Consider the following 21,472-nt stretch of genomic DNA (forward strand, 5'->3'; position numbering starts at 1 on the left):
CGGGACGGGCGGCCCGGCCTTGAGGGTTTCCCCGTGCAGAGTCTGTGACGACGGGTGCAATTCGGGAGCAGATCCATTGACTTCCGTCGCTGTCTCCCGACAACGTTGTCAACTGTGAACGCAGTGGCCGGAACACTCCTGCTGATGGCGACCTTGAGCCTTGCCCCGGTGAGCAGTGCCGGCGGCGACGATCCGGTCGACCTGGTCAACCCGTTCGTCGGCACCGAGAACTTCGGCAACACGTTCCCGGGCGCCGCCGCGCCGTTCGGCATGGTGCAGGTCAGCCCCGACACCGGCGGCCAGGGCGGCTACGACTACAAGCAGTCGGCGATCTACGGCTTCAGCCAGACGCATCTCTCCGGCGTCGGCTGCGGCGTGGCCGGCGAGCTGCCGATCATGCCGACGACCGGGGCGATCACCAGCGTGGACCCGGCGGCCTACCGCTCGGCGTACTCCCACGAGGACGAGGAGTCGTCGCCGGGCTACTACCGGGTGGGTTTGTCCCGATATCAGATCGGCGCCGAGCTCACGGCCACCCCGCGCACCGGATGGCAGCGCTACACGTTCCCGTCCGGCACCGCCGCGAACGTCCTGTTCAACACGGGGAAGGCCAACCAGTCCGTCTTCGACTCCGAGATCCACGTGGTCGGCGACCGGACCGTCGAGGGCCGCGTGCACGCCGGCAACTTCTGCGCCGGCCAGGACGACCACACTGTCTACTTCACCGCCCAGTTCGACCGGCCGTTCGCGTCCTTCGGCACCTGGCGCGGCTCGACGATCTCCGCCGGAACGCGGGACGCCGCGGGAACTGGTGGTAACGGGGCTTTCGTCACCTTTGACGCGCCGACGGTGGTCGTGAAGGTCGGCCTCTCCTACACCGGTGTCGCGGGCGCTCGCGCCAATCTCGCCGCCGAGACCGGCGAGGGCTTCGACTTCGACCAGGTCCGTGCCTCGCTGCGCGCCTCGTGGGTGGCCGCTCTCGACAAGATCAAAATTGCCGGGGGTACGCCCGGCAGGCGCGTCGCCTTCTACACGGCGCTCTATCACGCCCTCCTGCACCCGAACCTGGCCGGCGACGTGGACGGCTCGTACGTCGGGTTCGACCGTGCCGTGCACCGGGCGGACGGGTACACGCCGTACCAGAACCTCTCCCTGTGGGACACCTACCGCCCGCAGAACCAACTGCTCGAACTGCTGACGCCGGAGGTCGCGCGGGACGTGGCGCTGTCGGTGGTCGCGATCGGGCGCGACGGTGGCTGGCTACCGCGCTGGGCGCTGGCCAACAGCGAAACCAACATCATGACCGGCGACCCGGTAACCCCGTTCCTGGTGGAGGCGTGGTCGAAGGGCCTGCTGAGTGGACACGAGGAAGAGGCGTACGCGCTGCTGCGCGCCAACGCGACCAGTCAGCCGCCGGCGTCCTCGCCGTACAACGGCCGCACCGGCGTCGACTACTACTCCGCCCGCGGCTACATCCCCTCCGGGCTCCGGCTCGGCACCGACTGCACGGCCAAGGGCGGCGACAACGACTGCCAGCACCCGGCATCGGCCACCCTCGAGTACTCGGCGGCCGACGCGGCCCTGTCCCTGATGGCGGCCGGCCTGGGCAAGAGCGCGGACGCGGCGATGTTCGCAGCTCGCGGCCAGTGGTACCGCAACCTCTGGGACTCTTCGATCGGCCAGTTCCGGCCGCGAACGGTGGCCGGCACCTGGCTTACCCCTTATGACCCGGTCGGTGCGGACGAGCAGTTCCACGAGGGCGGCGCCTATCAGTACCAGTGGCTGGTGCCGCAGGACCCGGCCGGGCTCGTCCAGCTCATGGGCGGCCGGGCCGCGACCGCGAAGCGGCTCGACGACTTCTTCGCCTACCCGAAACTGCTGACCGATCCCGCCGGGACGGCCCGGACCGACTGGATCGCCAGCCCCTACGACTACTACGCGAAGCCCACCTACAACCCGAACAACGAGCCCGACCTGCTCGCGCCGTACCTGTACCACTGGGCCGGGGCGCCGGCGAGGACCGCGACCGTGGTGCGCGCCGCGATGACCCTGTTCACCAACGGCCCGGACGGGATGACCGGCAACGACGACCTCGGCACGATGAGCGCCTGGTACGTCTTCTCGTCGCTCGGGCTGTATCCCACGATGAGCGGCGCCAACTTCCTGGCCGTGTCGAGCCCGCAGTTCCCGTCGGCGGTCGTCACGGTCGGCGGCCACCCGCTGACCATCACCGCGCCCGGGGTGTCCGACGCCAACCGCTACATCCAGCGCGTCAAGGTCAACGGCGGTCGCCTCACCGACAACTGGATCCCGTGGTCGGCGATCGGCTCGGGCGGGACGATCGCGCACACGCTCGGCACCACGCCGTCCGCCTGGGGTACCGCGCCGGCCGACCAGCCGCCCTCGGTCGACCGAGCCCCGCCCGACGGGCGCACCCACCTCGACGCCTCGGTGCGGCCGGCCTCGACGGCGATCGCGCCCGGCGGCAGCGCGACGCTGGCGGTGGACCTCGTCGGGCAGGCACCCGGCGTGTTGCACCCGCACGTCTCGGCCGTCGCGCCGGCCGGGTGGACCGTCACGGTGCGTCAACCGGGGGCCATCGTCTCCCACGGCCGCCCGGTCTCGGCGACCGCCGCCCTGTCGATCACTTCTCCGGCCGGGGCCGCTCTCATCCCGTACGAAATCCCGGTGAAAGTGAGTGGCGCCCAGCCGGTGGTGACGACGGCGAGCTTGGTCGTCAGAAAGCCCTTGACCTGTGCTTTTGTTGCTTCCGACCAATGCGCCGTCGATCTCGGCCAGGAGTTCACCCGAGACGGGACGGCAACCGTCGAATCGCCCGCCGAGGGAAATTTCGACGGCGGCGGGTGGAGCTTCGACGCGGCGCTGCTGCCCGCGGCCGGTCCGGTGACCTGGGACGGGATCGCCTACGACGCGCCGTCGCCCACCGGAACGTCGCCGAACTTCGTGCAGGCGAATGGTCAGTCCTTGCTGCTGCCGTCCTCCGGCGCGAGCTCGCTGCACCTGATCGTGACCTCGCACAACGGGCCGGTCGGCGGCGCCCTCACTCTCGGCTACGACGACGGGTCCATCTCGCAGGTGCCGCTGACCGTCGCCGACTGGTGCGGCGGCGCCACGGCCGGAACCTCCGTGGCGCTCGCGATGGATCACCGCATCAAGGCGGGGCAGGGGGTCGACGGTCCGCCGGTCAGCCTGTTCGAGGCGACCGTTCCGGTGGGCGCGGGGGTGCGATCGCTCACGCTGCCGTCGGAGCCACGTCTTTACGTGTACGCGATGACGCTCGGCGGCGCCTGACTAGTCCAGGACCCAGCCGTACAAATGCTCCACGTGGATGCGGACGACCAGCCGGCCGTCGGCGACCATGGCGCGCCGGTAGTCGTCCCAGTCCGGGTGCTCCTTCCCGGCGATCAGCCGGTAGACCTCGATCAGCTCCTCGACCACCGCGTCGTCGAGGGCCCAGGAGACCGGGCTGAGCTCGGCCGTCCCTTCCACCACCGCATAGCCGCGCCCGGCCGGGGCCGTCACCTTCATGCTCACCCGGGGGTCCCGGCGCAGGTTGTGCACCTTGGCGAGAGCCGTCCGCGTGGAGAACCGGATGAGCCGCCCCGCCGCGTGATAGCTCACGTCCGACAGCTGAGGCCGCCCGTCCTTCTTGATCGTCGCCACGGTCCCGAGGTTGCCGCCGGCGATGACATCCCAGAGGAGATCTTCAGACATGTCACGAACTTACTGCCGGTTCCGGCCCATCTATGCGCGCAGCTGAATTCTCACCGCCTGCCGGGCGGCCTCCTCCACCGCCACGTGCTGCGGCTGTTTCACGGCTTCCTTGAGCGGGACGGCCGGCTTCTGGACCACCGGAATCTGGGGAGCGAACAGGAGCTTGCTGTGGACGTGCTCGCGCACCCGGTTCCGCTCGCCGATGATCAGGCCGTCGACGCCCTGCACGAACAGCCGCCCGCTCGGCCCGGGTGACGGCAGCTTGACGCCGTGCGGGCTCGCCACCTCGACCGGCACCTCGCGCATCGACGTGTTCAGCTGCTTGTGGAAGGCGCCGAGATCGCCGATGCGCCCGGTGGCCGGGCACAGGTAGTCGGCGAGCGCGGTGGCCAGCGCCCGATCCTGGTGCAGCAGCCGGTCGACCGCGGGAACGTCGGTGGCGTAGCACTCGAACGAGTTGCGCTGCGTGTTCCAGTTTCCTTCCTGTACGCCCTGGACGCTGAAGGTGAGCAGCCTCTCCAGGAAGCCGGGCGGCTTGGTCTCCGCGGACAGGACGAGCGGATCGGCGGTGATCGTCCAGTCCGTCGCGTACGCCCGGAGCGCCGCGACGAGATCGGCCCGCAACGCCGCGTTCGCCGGGTCGGCCAGCAACGCCATCTGCGCGTCCCGCACCCGGGCGTCGAGCAGCACCGGCTCGAAGTCGACGCGCTGTGCCGGCCCCCGTACGAAAAAGCGATTGATCTGAAGGTTGTGATCGCCGATCTGAGCCCCGCGCACCTCGCTGAGCTGGATGGCCGCGTCGAGCCCCTGCCACAGCGAGGGCTCGGCCGCTCGCGCGCGCACCTCGCCGGGCGGGCCGGCGGCCGCCGTCATGCCGGCCTCGCGCATGGCCTGTCGCAGCACCGGCAGCAGCGGCGACGCCACCAGCTCCCGGCTCGAGGCGCGCAGATGACCCCGGCGGGCCAGCTGGACGCCGCCGGCGTCGGTGAACAGCATCGAGGCCCGCGCCAGCAGCGACGCCTGCTGTCCGGAGCCTTCCCCGGCGCGCGTCGTCCGCAGACCCGCCGTGTCCAGCAGGCGAAGCGCGACCGGTCCGCGCGACGAGGTCACGGTGAACTCCGGCAGCCGCAACCCGGCCAGCAACTCCCGCCAGCCCGCCGTGGACTGCGCGTCGGCGTCGACCGTCGCCATCCGGTACTCGGCCACCTTGCCCGACGCCCAGAACTCGTCGAGTCCCCGCATCCGCCGCCGCGCCACCAGCCGCCCCTCGGCGTCCTCCCGAACCCAGTAGAGCGTCACGACGATCTCGCTGCTCATTGCTCCTCCACCCCCGCGTACCACTCGTCCACGTCCGCACCGGACTGCCGCCCGGCCCGAGCCAGCCGCAACATCTCGCCGCGAAGCTCCTCCACCTCGCCGCTCACCTGATCGGCCCGGCGCCGGGCGTCCTGCGCCTCCCGCTCGATCCGCCCCGACAGCGCCTCGTCCACTCCCGACACCTGCCCGCTGAGCTCCCGCTCCAGCTCGGCGACGCGCTGCCGTTGCGCCTCGGCGTCCTTGCGCACGGCGTCGATGCGCCGGTCGTACTCGCGCCGCCGATGCAGCAGCCACAGCGCGCCGCCCGCCGCCGCGGCGAGCAACGCGACGATGAGCGCGGCCCACGCGAGGCCTTGCCCCGCGTCCTTCCCCGGCGGCCCGGAGACGAGCACGGTCGACGCGGTCGACGCCGGTGCCGGTTTCGCCCCGAGCCGCTGCATCTCGGCCAGCGCCGTGGCGTCCCCGTGGTCGATCGCCAGCGCCGCCCGGAACGAAGCCTGAGCCGCCGGGACCTTGCCGGCCCGCGCGGCCGCCCGTCCCTTGGCGTTGTAGGTGCTGATCTGCGCCCGCAGCTTCCCGACCTGGTTGAGCCCGTCGTCGCCGCAGTCGCCCTCACCGGCGCTGCCGGCACTGGCATACGCGTCGGCGGCCTGAGCCAACTGCCCCGACTTGACCAGCCCGGCCGCGTAGTCGCAGAGCGGCGTGTCCCGCGAACACCCCGCCACCGGCGCGACAAGGGCAAGGAGCAGCGCACAGCCACCCAACCGCCAACCGCCAACCATCCGGCACCCCCGGATATCCCCACCAGGCAGGATCCCAACGTAGGCCACGCCCGCACGCCGGACTACCCCGATCGTGTCGTTCAGTCGGAGATCTACCAGGTTGAACGGCCGTCCGGCCGACGCGCTCCCCGCGACGCCGGAGCAGCGTCTGCTGTGAACACGGCAAGCAAGGGAAGGGAGTTCGTCATGGGTACTGTCCGCCGCATTGCTGGGGCGGCCGTCGCTGTCGCTCTGGTCCCGGTCTTCGCCGGGACCGCGGAGGCCTCGTCTCCGTCGGAAACAGCATCGGTGATCTCCGATTGGAACGCGGTCGCGTCGGCAACCCTGCTGGGCGACACCGGCAAGGCGCCACAAGAGATCTTCATCTACCTGGCGTTCACGCACGCCGCCATGTACGACGCCGTAGTCGGGATCCACCCGCGCTACGAGCCCTATCGCCGGCATGCCCGCGCGCCCCGGCACGCGTCGGCCACCGCCGCCGCGGCCGCCGCCGGCCACAAAGTTCTGGAGACCTATTCGCCGTACGCGCAAGCCGCGCTGGATGACGCGCTGGCCGGCTCGCTGGCCGAGGTGCCCGACGGCGCCGCCAAGACCGCGGGTATCGCCTACGGCGAGCGAGTGGCGCAGGACCTGATCGACTTGCGCGCGCACGACGGCCGATACGCGCCCGTGCAGTACACGCGCGCCCCGGCGCCGGGCGTATGGCGGCCCACCCCGCCGGCGTTCGCCCCGATGGCCGTGCCGTGGCTGGGTGGCGTGACGCCCCTGCTCATCCGGGGCGTGGCGCAGTTCGCCCCGCCGACTCCGCCCAAGCTCACCTCGCGCCGGTACACCCGCGATTTCGCCGAGGTGAAGGCGCTCGGGTCGGCCACCTCCACCACCCGGACGGCCGAGCAGACCGCCACCGCGCTGTTCTTCTCCGGCAACGTCGGCGTGCAGGTCAACACGGCACTGCGCGACCAGGCCGCCGTGCGCGGCCTCGACATCGTCGACGCCGCCCGGATGTTCGCGGCGGTCAACATGACCACTCTCGACGCGCTGATCGTGACCTGGCAGACCAAGCTGGACCGCGCCTACTGGCGGCCGATCACCGCGATCCAGCTGGCGACCACCGACGGCAACCCGGCGACCACCGCCGACCCGGCCTGGACCCCGCTGCTCACCACGCCCAACTACCCCGACTACGTGAGCGGCTACAACGCGGTGATCGCCGCGTCTTCCCGGGCCCTCGAGAACGTAGTCGGCCCCCGCCTCAACCTAACGCTGATCTCCACCGCGGTGCCCGGCACAACCCGGCACTACGACAACGGCGCCGCCCTGCGCGCCGACGTGGTCAACGCCCGCATCTGGCTGGGCATCCACTTCCGCACGGCCGACACCGAGGCCCGCACGCTCGGCCTCGACGTGGCCGACTGGTCAAGCCACCACTACTTCCGCCCCACCAGCCACCGCTGACCGAAACGTTCGCCCCGATCGGCATGCCGGCCGGTCGGGGCGAACGTGCCTACCGCCGCAGCCGGATTTCCGCTGCGCGGTCTGCTCCTGCCGCACGAATTGCGTCTGCCTCTCGCCCTGCCACGGCGCTGACAGGACAAGCGGCTCCGCGCTGACCAGCTCGCCGCCTCCTTGAGGGCGGCGGCGAACTCGGCGCCTGCTGGCTCCGCCAGCAGCGCCGGCAGGGCGTCGCGCGCGGAGCGCGACGCGGCACACGCCGGAACCTGACGCGCTGCCGCGGTCCGCGTACGAAATCGCGGGACGGGTGATCCAGCGGCGGCGTCCGGTGCCGGTCAGGTCGAGGGCCATGACAGCGAGGTAGAGGCATTTCCACGCGGCTTGTTCGTTCGGGAAGTGGCCGCGGGCCCGGACGGCTCGGCGGAACGGGCCTGCTCGACCAGCCGGCCGACCAACTCGGCGTCCACGCCCTCCGGCGTGGTCGCCAGGTCCTCGGCGACGCTGTGGTTTGTGGGGTGTCGACCGGGCCGCCTCAGCGGTGACACCTGCGAGCCAGGGCCGGGCTGGGGCAGGATGGTCGTGTGGCGGACAAGGGCGAACAACGGGACGGCGTCCCCCTGACCAACCTCGACCAGGAGCTGTTCGAGGGCGCGGCCTCGACCAAACGGGACCTGATCGACTACCTCGACGCGGTGAGCGGCCGGATCCTCCCCGTGCTGCGGGACCGGCCGCTCTCGGTGATTCGGCTGCTGCGGGGGCAGGACGCCTTCATGCAGAAGAACCTGCCGAAATACACGCCGGACTGGGTGCCGCGCGCCGAGGTCTGGGCCGAGGCGTCGCACCGGAACGTCACCTATGCGCTCTGCAACGATCGGCGGACGCTGCTGTGGTTCGGGAACCAGCGGGCGATCGAGTATCACCCGGCGCTGATGCACGCCGGCGATTACCACCCGACCCACCTGATCATGGATCTGGATCCGCCGGAGGGCGCGGGCTTCGCGAGCGTCGCGCACGCGGCGCGGCTCATCAAGCGGGTGCTCGACGACATCGGCATGGCCGGGGCGGTGAAGACCAGCGGGTCCAAGGGGGTGCACGTCTTCGTGCCGCTCGACGGGCAGGCGCCGGCCGACGAGGTGGCGGCGGCGACCCGGGCGGTGGCGGCGCGGGCCGAGCGACTCGATCCGGAGCTGGCGACGACCGCGTTCATCAAAGAGGACCGGCACGGCAAGGTGTTCCTCGACGCGACCCGCTCGGGTGGGGCCACGGTGGTCGCCGCCTACAGTCCGCGGGTCCGGCCGGGCGTGCGGGTCTCGTTCCCGGTCGCCTGGGACGACCTCGACAGCGTCACCCCCGAGGACTTCACGATCCACACCGCGCCGGGGCTGCTCAAGGACGGCGACCCGTGGGCGGAGGCGATGCCGGCGCCGCAGCCGCTCGACCCCGGCCTGGTCGAGGAGGGGCACACGATCCCGGTCGCCCGGGTGCAGGCCATGCACGAGGGCAAGCGCCGCGCCCGGGCCAAGCGCGCCTCGGAACAGGCCGCGCCCGAGGAGTAGAGCGCCAAGCGCGCCGAGGAACAGGCCACGCCGAACGAGTAGAAAGCGCCAAAAAGCGCCTCAGAGCAGATCCCGCCAGAAAGCGACGGTAGGACGAGCCGCCGACCCGGCCGGCGAGCCCAGCCCGAACTCCCGCGACAGCCAGTCCGCGATGTCGTTGCCGTACTGGACGACATCGGTCTGGTAGATCGACAGGACGGGGTGCTCCGCCAGCGCGGCCGGCAGGTAGCGGTGCGAGTACAGCGGAATCATCCGCGGCACGGTCACCAGGTACCCCCGTGCGGCCGTCACCGCCTCCCACGACGAAGCCGGCCGGGGGCCCCAGCCCTCGTACCAGAAAGAATTTTGTCCGACGTCGAAGAGCACGCCCTCGATCGGCATGGCGAGCAACGAGCGCAGGGCGGCGCGGTCGGCGGCACGCCAGTCGGGCCAGCCGCGGCCGGTGGGGACGCCGGCGGCGAGGAACGCGCGGTGGTCGGCGGCGAAGCTGAAGCCGAACTCCTGCTCGATGGCGGTGGCCTCGGCATCGGTGAGGCCGTCGGCGACGGGGAATCGTCCGGAAGCGGCGAGTAGTTCCGCGGCGGTCACCCGGTTACCTTATCGAGGTCGCCCTACACCGAAAGGAGTAGGCGGTAATCGGGAGGCGTCGATGACAGAGACGGCCGTGGGACGACGCGGGCCGGCCGTGCCCGAAATTAGCGTGCCGGGCATGACGAAAATCGCTGTTCTCCTCACCCTCGTCGGCGTGCCGGCCGGCCTGGCGATCACCGGCGGGAATGTCCAGACCGTCATGACCCTGACGCTGGCCGTCTGGCTGGCCGTGCTCGCCCTCTTCGTGCGGCGCTGGCCGTTCACCGTGCTCCTCGTCTCGATGCTGACCGTGATCGCCATGCGGCCCGCGTACCTGATCGGCTCGGGCTGGGTCTGGCCGGCCAGCGCCGCGGCCGCCGCGCTCGCCCTCGCCGGACGGCTGCGGACGGCGGTGATCACGGTGGGCGCCGGGCTGCTCTTCGGCCTCGGCTGGGACGGCTTCGTCGACACCGATCACGGCGGCACCTGGGCGCTCGCTCCCGTCGGCGGCGAGGCGCTGTGGCTGGCCGCGGTGCTGGCCGCCGCGACCGCGTACCGGAACACCCTGCGCTGGCGCGGCGAGGTCGCGCACCGCCTGGAGCAGGACGAGCACCAGCGCGAGATCGACGCCCGACGCCGGCAGGCGGAGGAGCGGGTGGAGATCGCCCGCGACCTGCACGACGTCGTCTCGCACACGCTGGCCGTGGTGGGCGTGCACCTGAACGTGGCGCTGGACGCGTTCGACGCCGATCCGGAGGAGGCCCGCGAGTCGCTGCGGCTCGCCCAGCAGGTGCGCGGCCGGGCGATGACCGACCTGAAGTCGCTGGTCGGCGTGCTGCGCGAGGGCGCGCCGATCGACGACCTCGACGGGCTCGAACGGCTCGCCGAGCAGGTGCGGGCGGCCGGCGTCCAGGTGTCGCTCAACGAGTTCGGCGACCGGGCGGACGTGCCGGCGCCGGTGGCCACCGCCGTCTACCGCGTGGTGCAGGAGTCGCTGACGAACACGGTGCGGCACGCGGGCGCGAGCCGGGTGGCCGTGACCGTCCGCTACGCGCCGGCCAGCGTCGTGGTCGATGTGCAGGACGACGGTGCGGGCGCCGCCACCATGGCCGATGGCCACGGCATCTCCGGCATGCGGGAGCGGGTGGCCGCGCTGGGCGGCGCTCTCACGGCCGGTCCGGGCAAGACCGGTTTCACCGTACGCGCGACAATCCCGATCGCGGCCTGAAGGGCACCACGATGACCATCTCCGTCCTCCTCGCCGACGACCAGCACCTCGTACGGGCCGGTTTCCGCAGCCTGCTGCGGCGCGACCGGGACATCGTGGTCGTCGGCGAGGCGTCCACCGGCGACGAGGCCGTGCGCACCGCGCGCGAGCTGCGGCCCGACGTGATCCTGATGGACATCCGGATGCCCGGCCTGGACGGCATCTCCGCCACGAAGCAGATCCTGGCCGAGCTCGACAGCACCCGGATCATCATCCTGACCACGTTCGAGACCGACGAGTACGTCTTCGCGGCGCTGGCGGCCGGCGCGAGCGGCTTCCTCACCAAGGAGATCGTGCCGGACCGCCTGCGCGAGGCGGTCCGGGTCGTGGCCGGCGGCGACGCGCTGCTCTCGCCGAGTGTGACCCGCCGCGTGGTCGGCCAGTTCGCGCACCGCCCGGTGCCGGCGGCCACGTCGGGCGGCGACCGCCTGGCCGTGCTGACCGAGCGGGAGCGCGAGGTGGTGCGCCTGGTCGCCACGGGTCTGTCCAACGAGGAGATCGCCCGCGAGCTGGTCATCAGCCCGCTGACCGCGAAGACGCACATCACCCGCGCGATCGCGAAACTGGGCGTCCGCGACCGGGTCCAGCTCGTGATCATCGCCTTCGAGGACGGCCTGGTCACGTCCTGAGCGCGGCCCGGGTCATGGCGGGAGCGCGGCCTGGGTCATGGCGGGAGCGCGGCCTGGGCCATTGCGGGAGCGCGGCCCGGGTCATTGGGGGAGCGCGGCCTGGGTCATGGCGGGAGCGCGGCCTCGCCGCCGACCAGGACGCCGTCGCCGGGCTGCTGGACCGCGGTGACGGTGGCCGGGCTGCCCAGCGAATCGCCCATGTCGACCCGCAGGTCGATGCCGAGGTGGGCGGCGAGGCAGGCGGTGCTGTTCGCGTTCGCGATGTCCTCGGGCACGCCGATCGAGGGCGCGAACATCCTGGCCGCGGCCCGTCCACCGACGTCCGGCACGGTGTAGACATAGCAGCCCAGAAACCCGAGCCGGTCGGTCGCCGCGCGCAGCATTTCGAGGTCGGGCGTCATCCCGGCGAGCACGTCCCGATCGGCGACCGGAAGCAACATCCGCGGCCGGCCGAGAGTCGCGACGCAGGCGCCCGTCGTCGCACCGCCCACGCCGATCGCCTGCGATATTTCGGATATTTCTGATTCATCGGCCGGGCGCACGGTGATCGGCCCCGGATCAAAGGCAACGTCAAAGACCTTTTCCCGTACGGCGTGAGCACGCCCCCAGAAGGTGCGCCCGCTGACGCGCAACAGGTGCTCGGGCCGCCCAGTGCGATGAGCGAGCACCGCCAGCGCCGCCACCGTGCCGTGCCCGCAAGCCGGCAGCTCCCCTTCCGCGGTGAAGAACCGCACGCCCCCATCCGCGGCGAGGAAGACCGCGTGCGACGCGCCCGCGCGCCCCGGCACCAGGCGGCGCTCCGCATCCGGCATCGGCGACTCGTCGAGCACGGCGGTCGGGCTGCCGCCCCGGCCGTCCCGGAGGCAGGCGTGGACAACGGTGAGCACACCAGAATCGTAAGGTGGCCGGGTGCGACGGATTCTGGTCTACGGGGTGACCGGCTCCGGCAAGTCGACGCTGGCGGCCCGCCTCGGCGTTCGCCTCGGCCTCCCCTACCACTCGATGGACGACCTCACCTGGGACCCCGGATGGGTCCCGGTGGGCGAGGAGCTGCAACGCGATCGGGTACGCGACGTGTGCGCCACCGACGACTGGGTGATCGATTCCGCGTACGGGATATGGCGTGACATCCCGCTGGCCCGTACCGACCTGGTGGTTGGTCTTGATCTGCCGCGCTGGCGATCGTTCGGCCGCCTGCTGCGGCGCACGTTGGTCAACGTCGTCCGGCAGCGCCCGCTCTGCAACGGCAACCACGAGACGTGGCGCGCCTCGTTCCTCTCCACCGAATCGATCCTGGTCTGGCATTTCAAGTCGTTCAAGCGCAAGCGGCGCCGCTTGCGCGCCTGGCACGCCGACCCCAGCTTCCCCGCGGAGATCGTGCTGCTGCGCTCGCCGCGGGAGGTCGAGCGCTGGCTGGCCGGCCTCCCCGACCGCACCCCCGGCGCCGACCAGGCGTAGCGCGCGGTTCAGGCGCCGGCCAGGTGCAGGCGCTCGGTGCCCTGCGAGGCGACCGCGTTCAGTGCGATCGGCGTGCGGCCGTGCAATGCCTCGGAGCGGGCGTTGTGCAGCGCCAGCCACAGACTCGCGGCCCACGCCACCTCGATCTCGTCGGCGCTGAACGGCCGGCGCACCTCCTGATACGCCTCGAGGAAGGCGGCCGACGACGCGATCGGCGCGAGCGTCGGCTCGGCATGGCTGGCGAACGCGCCCGACGCGGCGCCCGCGATCGCGGCCTCGGGCAGCCAGGCCAGGCTGTCCCAGTCGTGCACGGCCCACAGTTCGTCGCCGTACCAGCGGATGTTCTGCGACTCCCAGTCGGCGTGGCCCAGCACCCGCGGCAGGTAGATGCCGGAGAGCCGGTCCCGCAGCCGCTCGCCCGCCTCGACCACGAACGGCGGGACGCGGGACTCGTCGTGCCCGTCCAGGTAGGGGATGCGCGGCCAGACGCCCGGATCGTCGTGGTCCCAGCGGGTCCACTCCGGGTTCGGCAGCGGCGGTTCGACGGCCCCCGGCTCGGTCCCGCCCACCTCGACGTCCTCGGCCAGGTCGACGAGCCGGGCCAGCGGCGCCGCGAACAGCCGTGCGGTCGCGGCGTCGTCACCGAGCTTGGCCTCTCCGCCCGGCCGCCACTCCTCGGCGTGCACGGCCTTGCCCGCGTGCAGCGTGACGCCGGTGAGCGGCGCGGCCGCCGGAAATCCGTTGAGGACCACGAAGCGCTGCACCTCGACGCAGGTGGCCTCCCGCCCGCTCTGGTCCGGCCGCGACTTCACGGCCACGTCGCGCCCGTCGGTGAGGCGCAGACCGTAGACCTCGGACATGTGCGCGGTCTCGTAAAGCACCTCGGCCGGCACGGCGCCGAGGTGAGTGCGGCACCAGGAAACGAGCCACTCGGGGATCATCAGCAAAGGCTATTGCCCGCCCGTCCGGGGCCGCAGCGGAGCCGCGAGCTCGGCGAACCGGCGCGCCGTCGCCGCCTCGTCCGGCAGGTCCAGGATCGGCCCGAGCGCGGCCGCCCACCCATGGCAGAACAGTTGCCAGCCGTCGTGCCGCTCCACCCCCTGCCGCTCGGCCTGCCGCAGCAGCGCCAGATCACCGCGATAGTTCAGTTCCCAGAGGACCGCATCGCGCGGAAAATCGGCCTCCGCGGAGAGCGGACTGCCCGGACGGTCCTTGCCGAGCCCCGTCGCGTTGACCACGAGCGTGCCCGGCGGACTCCCCGCGACCAGCTCGTCCCACGGCCCCGGCCCGACGTGCACGACCGCCGATGCCGCTTCGACCGAGCCCGAGCCGTCCGACCGCACGCCAGTGCGGGACGCGAGGACCGACTCGAGATGCGCAGCCGCCGCCGCACTCCGGTCGGCGAACACCAAAGACGGCGGTTCCGGGCGAGACAGCAGGTGCCGCCCGAGCGCGATCGCGCTGCCGCCCGCACCCAGGCAGACCACGTGCTCCCCGCGCGGCCAGATCTCGTCGACCACCCGCCCGACCGACATCGGATCCCGCGCGAACCCCCGCAGGAACGTGCCCTCCCGCCGCAGCGCGTTGACCTCGCCGCACTCGACCGCCACCGGATCGAGCGAGTCGATGAGGTCGTCGGCCGCCCGCACCACCGCCACCTTGTGCGAGGTGATCACCGCCCCGAGCACGTCGGCGGCGGCCTTCAGCTCGGAGACCAGAGCGCGGTAGCTTTCCGCCGCCGCACCGACCGGCAGATCCCGCCCGACCAGCCGGATGTCCCGACCGACGTCGCTCATCCATAGCGGAAACGCATCGTTGATCAGCGATCGCCCGGTCGACACCCCCACAAACCACAACGTCGCCGTCATGCCGAGATCAGCCTGCCTCAACCCGGTCCAACTCCGGCGCGAAGCCACCAACCTGCAGTCCGGACGCCACGACCCGGGACGTTACGCCGATCCGCCACCGCCCGAGCGCTCGGCCGAGTTCCGACGCGGGCCCTATGATTCGCGATGCAGGTCGAGGGCCGCCAACCGCTTGTCGTGCACTGCGTCGCGGACTGGACGAGCGCAACCTCACCAACCGGTTCCGGTCGCGCGCCGCGATCAGATACAGCCCGGCGCCCGGCTACGACGCGCACGCGAGCTGGCTGAGCCTGATGCAGCACTACGGCCTCCCGACGCGCCTGCTCGATTGGAGCAGGTCGCCGAGTCGTGGACTGGGGGTGAACGCGGGGAGAGGATGGCGGCGTGGAGTCGGCGCAGCGGGTGGCGGACTCGTTCGGGCTGGGGCGGGTGCTTGCGTGCCGGCAGTTGACCGACGGCGTCATGAACCTGACCTGGTGCCTGACCACCGACGCCGGGATCTTCGCGGTCAAGCAGCTCCGGGACCGGTCGCCCGAGGAGGTCCGGGTCGCGCACGACCTTCTGCCCCGGCTGGCCGCCCTCGGGTTTCCGGTGCCGGCGCCGGTCGGCGGGCCGGTGCGCGTCGACGGGCCGTGGTATGCCGCATCGACCTGGCTGAACGGCGTACATCCGCAAGGTTTTGATCTGACCCTGGCCGGTGCGACCACCCTGGGTGACCTGGTCGCGCGGCTGCATGTCGCGCTGAGCGACGTCTGTCCGCCGGCGAAGCGCCGGCTTCCCGACATTCCCGACCGCGCCGGGCCGGCGATTTCCCTTCTTGAGCGGTACGCCGGGAGACCGCCGGCGGACGAGTTCGACCGTCACGCCGTCGACGAGATCGCGTGGCGGCGCGAGCACCTGGCCCGGCTCGCCGATCGACGGCCCGCGGACGCCGACGTGGAACCGTGCGGCTGGACACACGGCGATCTCCAGCCGTTCAACCTGCTGATCGACCCGGGCGACGGGCGGATCACCGGCATCCTCGATTGGGATCGGCTCGGCGTCCGCCCGTACGGTCTCGAGGTTGTTCGCACCGCCACGATCACCTTCGGACGTGATCTCGACCGGATCGCCGCCTTCGCCCGCGGTTATCGTGCGCGGATCCCGATCACCGACGACCGGCTAGCCGACGCGGCGCACCGGCGGTGGTGGACGCTGCTCACCGAGACGTGGCAGCTGGAGCGGCACTACGAGCACGGCGACCGCAGCTGCGACCACCTGTTCACCCGTCGCGGCGAGTACCTGCGCTGGTGGACCGATCACCGCGCGGAGATCGAGGTGGCGCTCAGAGGCGGGTGAGCACCACGGCCGGAAGCACCATGAGCAGGGTCAGCACGATGTAGCCGCCGCCGAGGCCGAAGCGGCGGTTCTTGGTGGCCATGACCGCGGCCACGAACGGGCCGAGCAGGGTGACGAAGGCCGCGAGGTCGAGGACGTCGTGGGCGCGGCGCGGGCCGATCAGGCCGTAGACGAGCAGCAGCGGAACGGCTACCAGCCAGGCCAGGGTGACCGCGATCAGCTTCAGATGCAGGTGGGTACGGCGGGCGGGCTCGAGCGGATCTTTCTGCCGGGCGAAGGCCATCCGTGCGGCGAAACCCTCGGCCGGCTGGTGCTCGGTGGTCACCCCTTGACCCTATTGGTCCGGGGCGGCGGCCGCCTCATCCGGAGCGGACAATTCACCCTTCCCGGCACGCCGTTGCCGACGTGCCGGGAAGTCGTTATCAGCTCTTGACCGAGCCGGCCATGAGACCGCCGATGAACCAGCGGCCCAGCAGCACGTACACGATCAGAGTCGGCAGCGACGTGATCAGCGCGCCGGCCATGGACGCCGCGTAGTCGGGGGACTGGGCGCCGGCCAGGGCATTGAGGGCGATCGTGATCGGCCCGTTCCGGGTGTTGGACAGGAAGATCGCGAATAAGTAGTCGTTCCAGGCCGAGGTGAACTGCCAGATGATCGTGACGACGAAGCCGGGGATCGAGATCGGCAGGATGATCCACCCGAACGTGCGCAGCAGGCCCGCGCCGTCGACCCGGGCCGCCTCGACGAGTTCCTCGGGGACCGTGGTCGCGTAGTAGTTCCGGAAGATCAGCGTGCAGATCGGGATGCCGTAGATGCAGTGCACGAACACCAGGGTGGGGATGCCCGGCGGGATGCCCAGCGTGGTGACGATCTCCCGCAGCGGGATCATGACCGCCTGGTACGGGATGAACATGCCGAACAGGATCAGCGTGAACACGACGTCGGCGCCGGGGAAGCGCCAGCGGGACAGCACGAAGCCGTTGGCCGCGCCGATCAGCGAGGAGATCACCGCGACCGGGATGGCCAGCTGGAACGTACGGAAGAACGAGTCCCGCAGCGACGACCACGCCTTGACCCAGGACGCCGTCGTCCAGTGCTCGGGCAGGTTCCACTGGCTGGTGACGCCGATGTCGCCGCCGGACTTGAAGCTCGTCACGATCAGCACGTACAGCGGCATCAGCACGATCAGCAGGAACAGGATCGCCAGGGCGTACTTGACGATGGAAGCCGGCCCGAAGGGGCGCTTGGCCTTGCGCCGGGGCGCGAGCGACTCGACCGCGGCGGGCGGTACGGCAACCGTGGTCATGAGTTCTTCTCCGCCCGGTTCGTGTAGATCAGGTAGGGGACGATGACGACGGCGACCAGCAGGAGCAGCACGATCGAGATCGCCGCGGCCTTGGCGTAGTCACTGGTCAGCAGCGTCTGCCAGACGTAGACGGCGGGTACCTCGGTGAGCCACTGCGGGCCCGAGACGCTCATGATCAGGTCGAACATCTTCATCGACATGTGGCCCAGGATGATCAGCGCGGAGAGCGCGACCGGGGTCAGCTGCGGGAAGATCACGTTCCGGTACAGGCGATAGGTGCTCGCGCCGTCCATCGCGGCCGCCTCGCGCAGCTCCTGCGGAATGCCGCGGAACCCGGCCAGGAAGAGCGCCATCACGTACCCGGACAGCTGCCAGATGGCCGGCATGGCCATCGCCGCCATGCCCCAGGTCGGATTCGTCCACCACTTGTTCTGGAGGAAGTCCAGGTGCAGCGAGGCGAAGAGCGCGTTGATGCCGCCGGCGCCGTCGCCGACGACCGGGTTCATCAGCCAGCGCCAGACGACGCCGGAGGCCACGAAGCTGACCGCCATCGGGAACAGGTAGATCGTGCGGAAGAAGCCCTCGGCGCGTACGCCCCGCTCCAGGATGAGGGCCCAGATCAGGCCGAACAGCATGGCGCCGACCAGGAAGACCACCGTGAAGATCAGCAGGTTCCTCAGCGAGTGGACGAACCGGTCCTGGATGTCGTTGGTGAACAGGTTCTTGTAGTTGTCGAGCCCGACGAAGCCGTTCGACTTCAGCGCGGTGTGCTGATCGGAGACGGACATCTTCGTGGTCCAGGCGATCAGGCCGTATACGAAGATCGCGAGCAGGATGAGCGAGGGGGAGAGCAGGAGCAGGCCCGGTCCCCAGTGCCTCAGTCGGCGCATCAGGGCTCCTCTTGAAATGCACCCCGGGCGGGACGGCTGTGCGCCGCCCCGCCCGAGAGCTGGAACAAAGGACTTACTTGGCCGCGAACTGCGAGGCGGCGGTGGCCATGGCCTTCTGCAGGCCGGCCACGTCCTGGTTGGTGGAGAACGCGCCGAGCGCGGAGTTGGCCGCACCCTGGAAGCCCTGCGAGCACCCCGAGCCGTGGGCGCAGGACGGAACCTGCTTGAAGGTCTTCCAGTCGGCCATCGCGGCCTGCTGGTACTTCGGGTAGTCGGCCGGCGAGGCGTCGATGCGGGCCGGGATCGAGCCCTTCTTGGTGTTGAACGCCTTCTGGCCGTCCGCCGAGCCGACGGTCTTCAGCCAGCACTTGGTGCCGTCGACGTTCTTGGCGCCCTTCGGCAGCACGAACGAGTCGGCCAGCCACTGGTAGGTGTCGCCGTTGCCCGGGAAGGTGAACCAGCCGTAGTCGGCGAACTTCTTCGCGTCCATGTCGGCGGCTTCCCAGTCACCCATCAGCTGGTACGCGGCCTTGCCGTCCATGACCAGCTTCTCCGCGTCGGTCCAGTCCAGGGCGTCGCGGTCGGTGTTGGTGTAGGTCAGCAGCGTCTTGAAGTCGTTGATGCCCTTCGTGACGTCCGCGCCGTTCCAGTCGGTCGTGCCGTTCCACAGACCGGTGAACTTGTCCGCGCCCAGGTCGGTGATCAGCACCGACTCGAGCAGCATCAGCATCGTCCAGTCCTTGCCGACCGCCAGCGGGGTCTTGATGCCCTTGGCCTTGAGCTTGTCGAGGTCGGCGATGAAGGACGCCATGTCCTTCGGGTCGTCGGTGATGCCGGCGTCGGCCACGACCTTCTTGTTGGTCCACACCACGTTGGCCCGGTGGATGTTCGCCGGAACCGAGTAGATCTTGCCGTCGACCGTGAGGTTCTGGATCAGACCGGCCGGGAAGGCGGTCTTGAGGCCCCAGGTGTCGTAGTCGGCGCTGAGGTCCTCGACCTGGCCGGCCTTGATGTAGTCCTGCAGCTCAGCGCCGGCGTGCGCCTGGAACGTGTCCGGCGGGTCGCTCTGCTGGAGCCGGGAAGCGAGCACGTTCTTCGCGTTGGCGCCGGCGCCACCGGCGACCGCACCGTTCACGAACTCCTGGCCGGCACAGTCCTTGCCGAACTGCGCGACGAGACCGTCGAGGCCGGCCTTCTCGCCGCCGTCGGCCCACCACGTGAAGACTTCCACCTTCTTGGAGCCGGAGCCCCCGCCGCTGCTGCCGTCGCTCGACCCGCAGGCCGAGGCCGCCAGCAGCGCGGCGACACCAACAACGGCCACTGCGGCACGTCGGGTGAAGCGCATGATTATCTCCCATCGAGAGATTGACATCGTTGTCAAATACGTCGGGGAGTACCGTGCCGCCTCAACCGCACACGTGTCAACGCCTGTTTCCGTGTCGTTACGTGCGAACCTTTGTGGTCACGGTGGTGAACGTTCACACTGCCCCGGGCTCACCGTGGTGAGCGTTCACCAGAGCCGCGGGCAATGATCGACGTCGAGATGACGATCGTACGAGCCGGGCCAGTATGCCCGCTTATGCGCTCGTACGCGAGCCGCGCCGCCTCCCGCCCGATCGCGGTCATGTCGTGCGCGACCACCGTCGTGCCGAGCACGTCGGCGAGATCGAAGTCGTCGAATCCCACCAGCGCCGGGGGTGTGTCCAGGTCACGCAGGGCGCGCAGGGCGCCGGTGGTGAGCCGGTTGTTGGTCGTGAAGATGGCCGTCGGGGCCGGATCGAGGACGACGAGCTCGCGGACGGTCCGCTCGGCGTGGCGCACATCGTGAACATCGGTGCGCACGTACGGCTCCCACGCCTCGTTGCCGGCGGCGTGCATCGCGCTGACGAACCCGTCGATCCGGCCGCGCTGCGGTGCCATCCGGGCCAGGTCGGCCACCAGGGCGATCCGCCGGTGGCCGCCGGCCAGCAGGTGCTCGCCGGCCGAGCGGGCGCCGCCCGCGTTGTCGATCAGCACGGCGTCGGCGGCCAGCCCGTCCGGCGGCCGGTCCAGGAAGACGAACGGCACGCCCCGGTTGCCCTCGATGGCCAGGTACTCGTGGTCGTCGCCGCTCGGTATCACCAGCAGGGCGCGCACCCGGCGCTCCAGGAACGCGTCGACCAGGCTGCGCTCGAGCTCGGCGTCCTCGTCGTTGTTCGCCGTGATCAGCAGCAGGCCGTGCTGGCGCAGCTCACGCTCGATGCCGCTGGCCACGGCCGAGTAGAACGGGTTGGCCAGGTCGCCGCTGACCAGCCCCACCAGCGAGCTGGTCGCGCCCCGGCGCAGCTCGCGGGCGATCCCGTTGAGCCGGTACCCGAGCATGTCGGCGGCATCGCGCACCCGGCGCCCGGTCGACGGCGCGACGTTCGGCTCGCGGTTCAGCGCGCGGGAGGCCGTCTTTAGGCTGACCCCCGCCAGCGCGGCCACCTCGGTCAACGTCGGCCGGCGGACGTTGGCATCGTCGGCGGACATGGCTCTCCGAGGTCTCGTCGGTCGGGATCGGCTCACAGTATGACATCGATGTCGCTTTTGCCTATCCGGCAAGTGGCGCCACCATCTCGGTGGGTGACAAACCCATTTACGCATCCTTATGTTTCGCACAGCGTCACGACAGTGGTGGCTCGTCCCCGTTGGTTCGCTCCAGGTCGATACCCCGACCTGGGAGGCTCGCATGCCGGATCCTGACTCCGCGACGGCAACTACTCGCTGTACTCGACGGGGATCACCGACCAGAACTTCCTGCGCGGCATCCAGGTGACCTGACCGTTGCCATCGACCCGTCCGGCACCGAGGAGAGCGGCGGAACCCCGCCTTCCGGTTGGCACGCCCCCATCTGGTGCACCCTCGGCGTCGGCGTCGGCGACGGTGTCCCCCTCGGTCACCGCGAAACCGACCACCGCCGCCCCCAAGCCCAAAAAGAAGAAGCACCGGCACTGGTGGTGGCCGTTCTCCTGAGGGCAACCCGGCCGGCCCGGACTTCCGCCAAAGTCCGGGCCGGCCGGCGGTCGTTGATCAGACCTCGGCGGTCACCTCGTAGACCTCGGTCGTCGGGTGTCCCGCCCGCTCGTGGATCCGCATGATCGCTTCCTTGCTCGGGCCCGTGCTGAGGCAGAAAACCTTGCCGGCCTCCGGGTCGAGCCACGCTCGTTCGAAGTGCACGCCCTCGTCGCCCTCGATCTTCAGGTCGGCCTCGTGCGCCTCGGCGAGCTGCTCGGGAGTGACGCCGATGAATCCGCTGTGTACGTCCATGAACCTGGCCATGGCTGG

General features: G+C 70.8%; 20 protein-coding genes and 2 pseudogenes. 8 read left to right on the forward strand and 14 right to left on the reverse strand.

Going from position 1 to position 21,472, the window contains the following annotated elements; translation table 11 throughout:
* The first annotated feature begins 144 nt into the window (after positions 1–144).
* A complete protein-coding gene (locus tag A3CQ_RS0118040) occupies positions 145–3,312 on the forward strand; it encodes a GH92 family glycosyl hydrolase (RefSeq protein ID WP_051115280.1) in 3,168 nt (1,055 codons plus the stop codon).
* Here the strand turns inward: A3CQ_RS0118040 and A3CQ_RS0118045 are convergent, their stop codons facing one another.
* Genes A3CQ_RS0118045 through A3CQ_RS0118055 form a run of 3 tightly spaced genes read right to left on the reverse strand, consistent with a single transcriptional unit; the run spans position 3,313 to position 5,834 of the window.
* Positions 3,313–3,735 (reverse strand): PPOX class F420-dependent oxidoreductase, encoded by a 423-nt coding sequence (locus A3CQ_RS0118045; RefSeq protein ID WP_020512350.1) that lies wholly within the window; start codon positions 3,733–3,735, stop codon positions 3,313–3,315.
* A gap of 30 nt (positions 3,736–3,765) precedes the next feature.
* The gene (locus A3CQ_RS0118050; RefSeq protein ID WP_020512351.1) at positions 3,766–5,052 is read right to left on the reverse strand and encodes a hypothetical protein; all 1,287 of its coding nucleotides are present in this window, start codon (positions 5,050–5,052) and stop codon (positions 3,766–3,768) included.
* Positions 5,049–5,834 carry a hypothetical protein gene (locus A3CQ_RS0118055; protein WP_157296024.1) on the reverse strand — a complete coding sequence of 262 codons (786 nt, stop codon included), beginning with the start codon at positions 5,832–5,834 and terminating at the stop codon, positions 5,049–5,051. The genes A3CQ_RS0118050 and A3CQ_RS0118055 overlap by 4 nt, the downstream gene beginning before the upstream one ends.
* 186 nt (positions 5,835–6,020) lie before the next feature.
* Here A3CQ_RS0118055 and A3CQ_RS53275 point away from each other — a divergent pair, with 186 nt between their 5' ends.
* Entirely contained in the window at positions 6,021–7,289 is a 1,269-nt protein-coding gene (locus A3CQ_RS53275) for a vanadium-dependent haloperoxidase (protein WP_040432549.1), read from the forward strand.
* 279 nt (positions 7,290–7,568) lie between these two features.
* Here A3CQ_RS53275 and A3CQ_RS62810 read toward each other — a convergent pair.
* Positions 7,569–7,709 (reverse strand): annotated as a pseudogene (locus tag A3CQ_RS62810) (IS256 family transposase); the annotation flags it as partial.
* Positions 7,710–7,867: 158 nt separating this feature from the next.
* Here A3CQ_RS62810 and ligD point away from each other — a divergent pair.
* Positions 7,868–8,842, forward strand: coding sequence for a non-homologous end-joining DNA ligase (gene ligD / locus A3CQ_RS0118065; RefSeq protein ID WP_020512354.1), 975 nt, complete (start codon positions 7,868–7,870; stop codon positions 8,840–8,842).
* Between the two features lie 60 nt (positions 8,843–8,902).
* Here the strand turns inward: ligD and A3CQ_RS0118070 are convergent, their stop codons facing one another.
* Complete coding sequence (locus A3CQ_RS0118070; protein WP_020512355.1) at positions 8,903–9,430, reverse strand: hypothetical protein; 528 nt, start codon at positions 9,428–9,430, stop codon at positions 8,903–8,905.
* Between the two features lie 121 nt (positions 9,431–9,551).
* Here A3CQ_RS0118070 and A3CQ_RS0118075 point away from each other — a divergent pair, with 121 nt between their 5' ends.
* Together A3CQ_RS0118075 and A3CQ_RS0118080 are read left to right on the forward strand one after the other, a co-directional pair.
* Positions 9,552–10,640 carry a sensor histidine kinase gene (locus tag A3CQ_RS0118075; protein ID WP_020512356.1) on the forward strand — a complete coding sequence of 363 codons (1,089 nt, stop codon included), beginning with the start codon at positions 9,552–9,554 and terminating at the stop codon, positions 10,638–10,640.
* Positions 10,641–10,651: 11 nt separating this feature from the next.
* On the forward strand, positions 10,652–11,308 hold the full coding sequence (locus A3CQ_RS0118080) for a response regulator (protein ID WP_020512357.1): 657 nt from the start codon (positions 10,652–10,654) through the stop codon (positions 11,306–11,308).
* Between the two features lie 104 nt (positions 11,309–11,412).
* On the opposite strand, the gene A3CQ_RS0118085 is transcribed toward A3CQ_RS0118080, so the two are convergent.
* The gene (locus A3CQ_RS0118085) at positions 11,413–12,195 is read right to left on the reverse strand and encodes a PhzF family phenazine biosynthesis protein (RefSeq protein WP_020512358.1); all 783 of its coding nucleotides are present in this window, start codon (positions 12,193–12,195) and stop codon (positions 11,413–11,415) included.
* A 22-nt stretch (positions 12,196–12,217) separates the two neighbouring features.
* Here A3CQ_RS0118085 and A3CQ_RS53280 point away from each other — a divergent pair, with 22 nt between their 5' ends.
* Positions 12,218–12,766, forward strand: coding sequence for a P-loop NTPase family protein (locus A3CQ_RS53280; RefSeq protein WP_020512359.1), 549 nt, complete (start codon positions 12,218–12,220; stop codon positions 12,764–12,766).
* An 8-nt stretch (positions 12,767–12,774) separates the two neighbouring features.
* Here the strand turns inward: A3CQ_RS53280 and A3CQ_RS0118095 are convergent, their stop codons facing one another.
* Both A3CQ_RS0118095 and A3CQ_RS53285 read right to left on the reverse strand, forming a co-directional pair.
* Positions 12,775–13,707, reverse strand: a complete 933-nt coding sequence (locus A3CQ_RS0118095; RefSeq protein WP_026205828.1) for an aminoglycoside phosphotransferase/kinase family protein — start codon at positions 13,705–13,707, stop codon at positions 12,775–12,777.
* Positions 13,708–13,716: 9 nt separating this feature from the next.
* Positions 13,717–14,562 (reverse strand): shikimate dehydrogenase family protein, encoded by an 846-nt coding sequence (locus A3CQ_RS53285; RefSeq protein ID WP_020512361.1) that lies wholly within the window; start codon positions 14,560–14,562, stop codon positions 13,717–13,719.
* Positions 14,563–14,768: 206 nt separating this feature from the next.
* On the opposite strand from A3CQ_RS53285, the pseudogene A3CQ_RS64030 reads away from it, so the two are divergent.
* Positions 14,769–14,963 (forward strand): annotated as a pseudogene (locus A3CQ_RS64030) (FRG domain-containing protein); the annotation flags it as partial.
* Between the two features lie 52 nt (positions 14,964–15,015).
* Positions 15,016–15,969, forward strand: a complete 954-nt coding sequence (locus A3CQ_RS62120) for a phosphotransferase (RefSeq protein WP_020512362.1) — start codon at positions 15,016–15,018, stop codon at positions 15,967–15,969.
* On the opposite strand, the gene A3CQ_RS0118110 is transcribed toward A3CQ_RS62120, so the two are convergent.
* From A3CQ_RS0118110 to A3CQ_RS0118140, 6 genes are all read right to left on the reverse strand, one after another.
* Positions 15,956–16,294: a hypothetical protein gene (locus A3CQ_RS0118110; RefSeq protein WP_020512363.1), complete on the reverse strand. Its 339-nt coding sequence runs from the start codon at positions 16,292–16,294 to the stop codon at positions 15,956–15,958. The two genes, A3CQ_RS62120 and A3CQ_RS0118110, sit on opposite strands and share 14 nt — an antisense overlap.
* Before the next feature lie 97 nt (positions 16,295–16,391).
* On the reverse strand, positions 16,392–17,276 hold the full coding sequence (locus A3CQ_RS0118115; protein ID WP_020512364.1) for a carbohydrate ABC transporter permease: 885 nt from the start codon (positions 17,274–17,276) through the stop codon (positions 16,392–16,394).
* The gene (locus A3CQ_RS0118120) at positions 17,273–18,100 is read right to left on the reverse strand and encodes a carbohydrate ABC transporter permease (RefSeq protein WP_370657613.1); all 828 of its coding nucleotides are present in this window, start codon (positions 18,098–18,100) and stop codon (positions 17,273–17,275) included. The genes A3CQ_RS0118115 and A3CQ_RS0118120 overlap by 4 nt, the downstream gene beginning before the upstream one ends.
* Positions 18,101–18,239: 139 nt before the next feature.
* Positions 18,240–19,511, reverse strand: coding sequence for an ABC transporter substrate-binding protein (locus A3CQ_RS0118125; protein ID WP_026205830.1), 1,272 nt, complete (start codon positions 19,509–19,511; stop codon positions 18,240–18,242).
* Between the two features lie 149 nt (positions 19,512–19,660).
* A complete protein-coding gene (locus A3CQ_RS0118130) occupies positions 19,661–20,677 on the reverse strand; it encodes a LacI family DNA-binding transcriptional regulator (RefSeq protein WP_020512367.1) in 1,017 nt (338 codons plus the stop codon).
* 540 nt (positions 20,678–21,217) lie between these two features.
* Positions 21,218–21,466, reverse strand: a complete 249-nt coding sequence (locus A3CQ_RS0118140) for an SCO4226 family nickel-binding protein (protein ID WP_026205831.1) — start codon at positions 21,464–21,466, stop codon at positions 21,218–21,220.
* Positions 21,467–21,472: the final 6 nt, after the last annotated feature.

The sequence above is a fragment of the Paractinoplanes globisporus DSM 43857 genome (assembly GCF_000379645.1).
GTDB classification, from domain to species: Bacteria; Actinomycetota; Actinomycetes; order Mycobacteriales; family Micromonosporaceae; genus Actinoplanes; species Actinoplanes globisporus.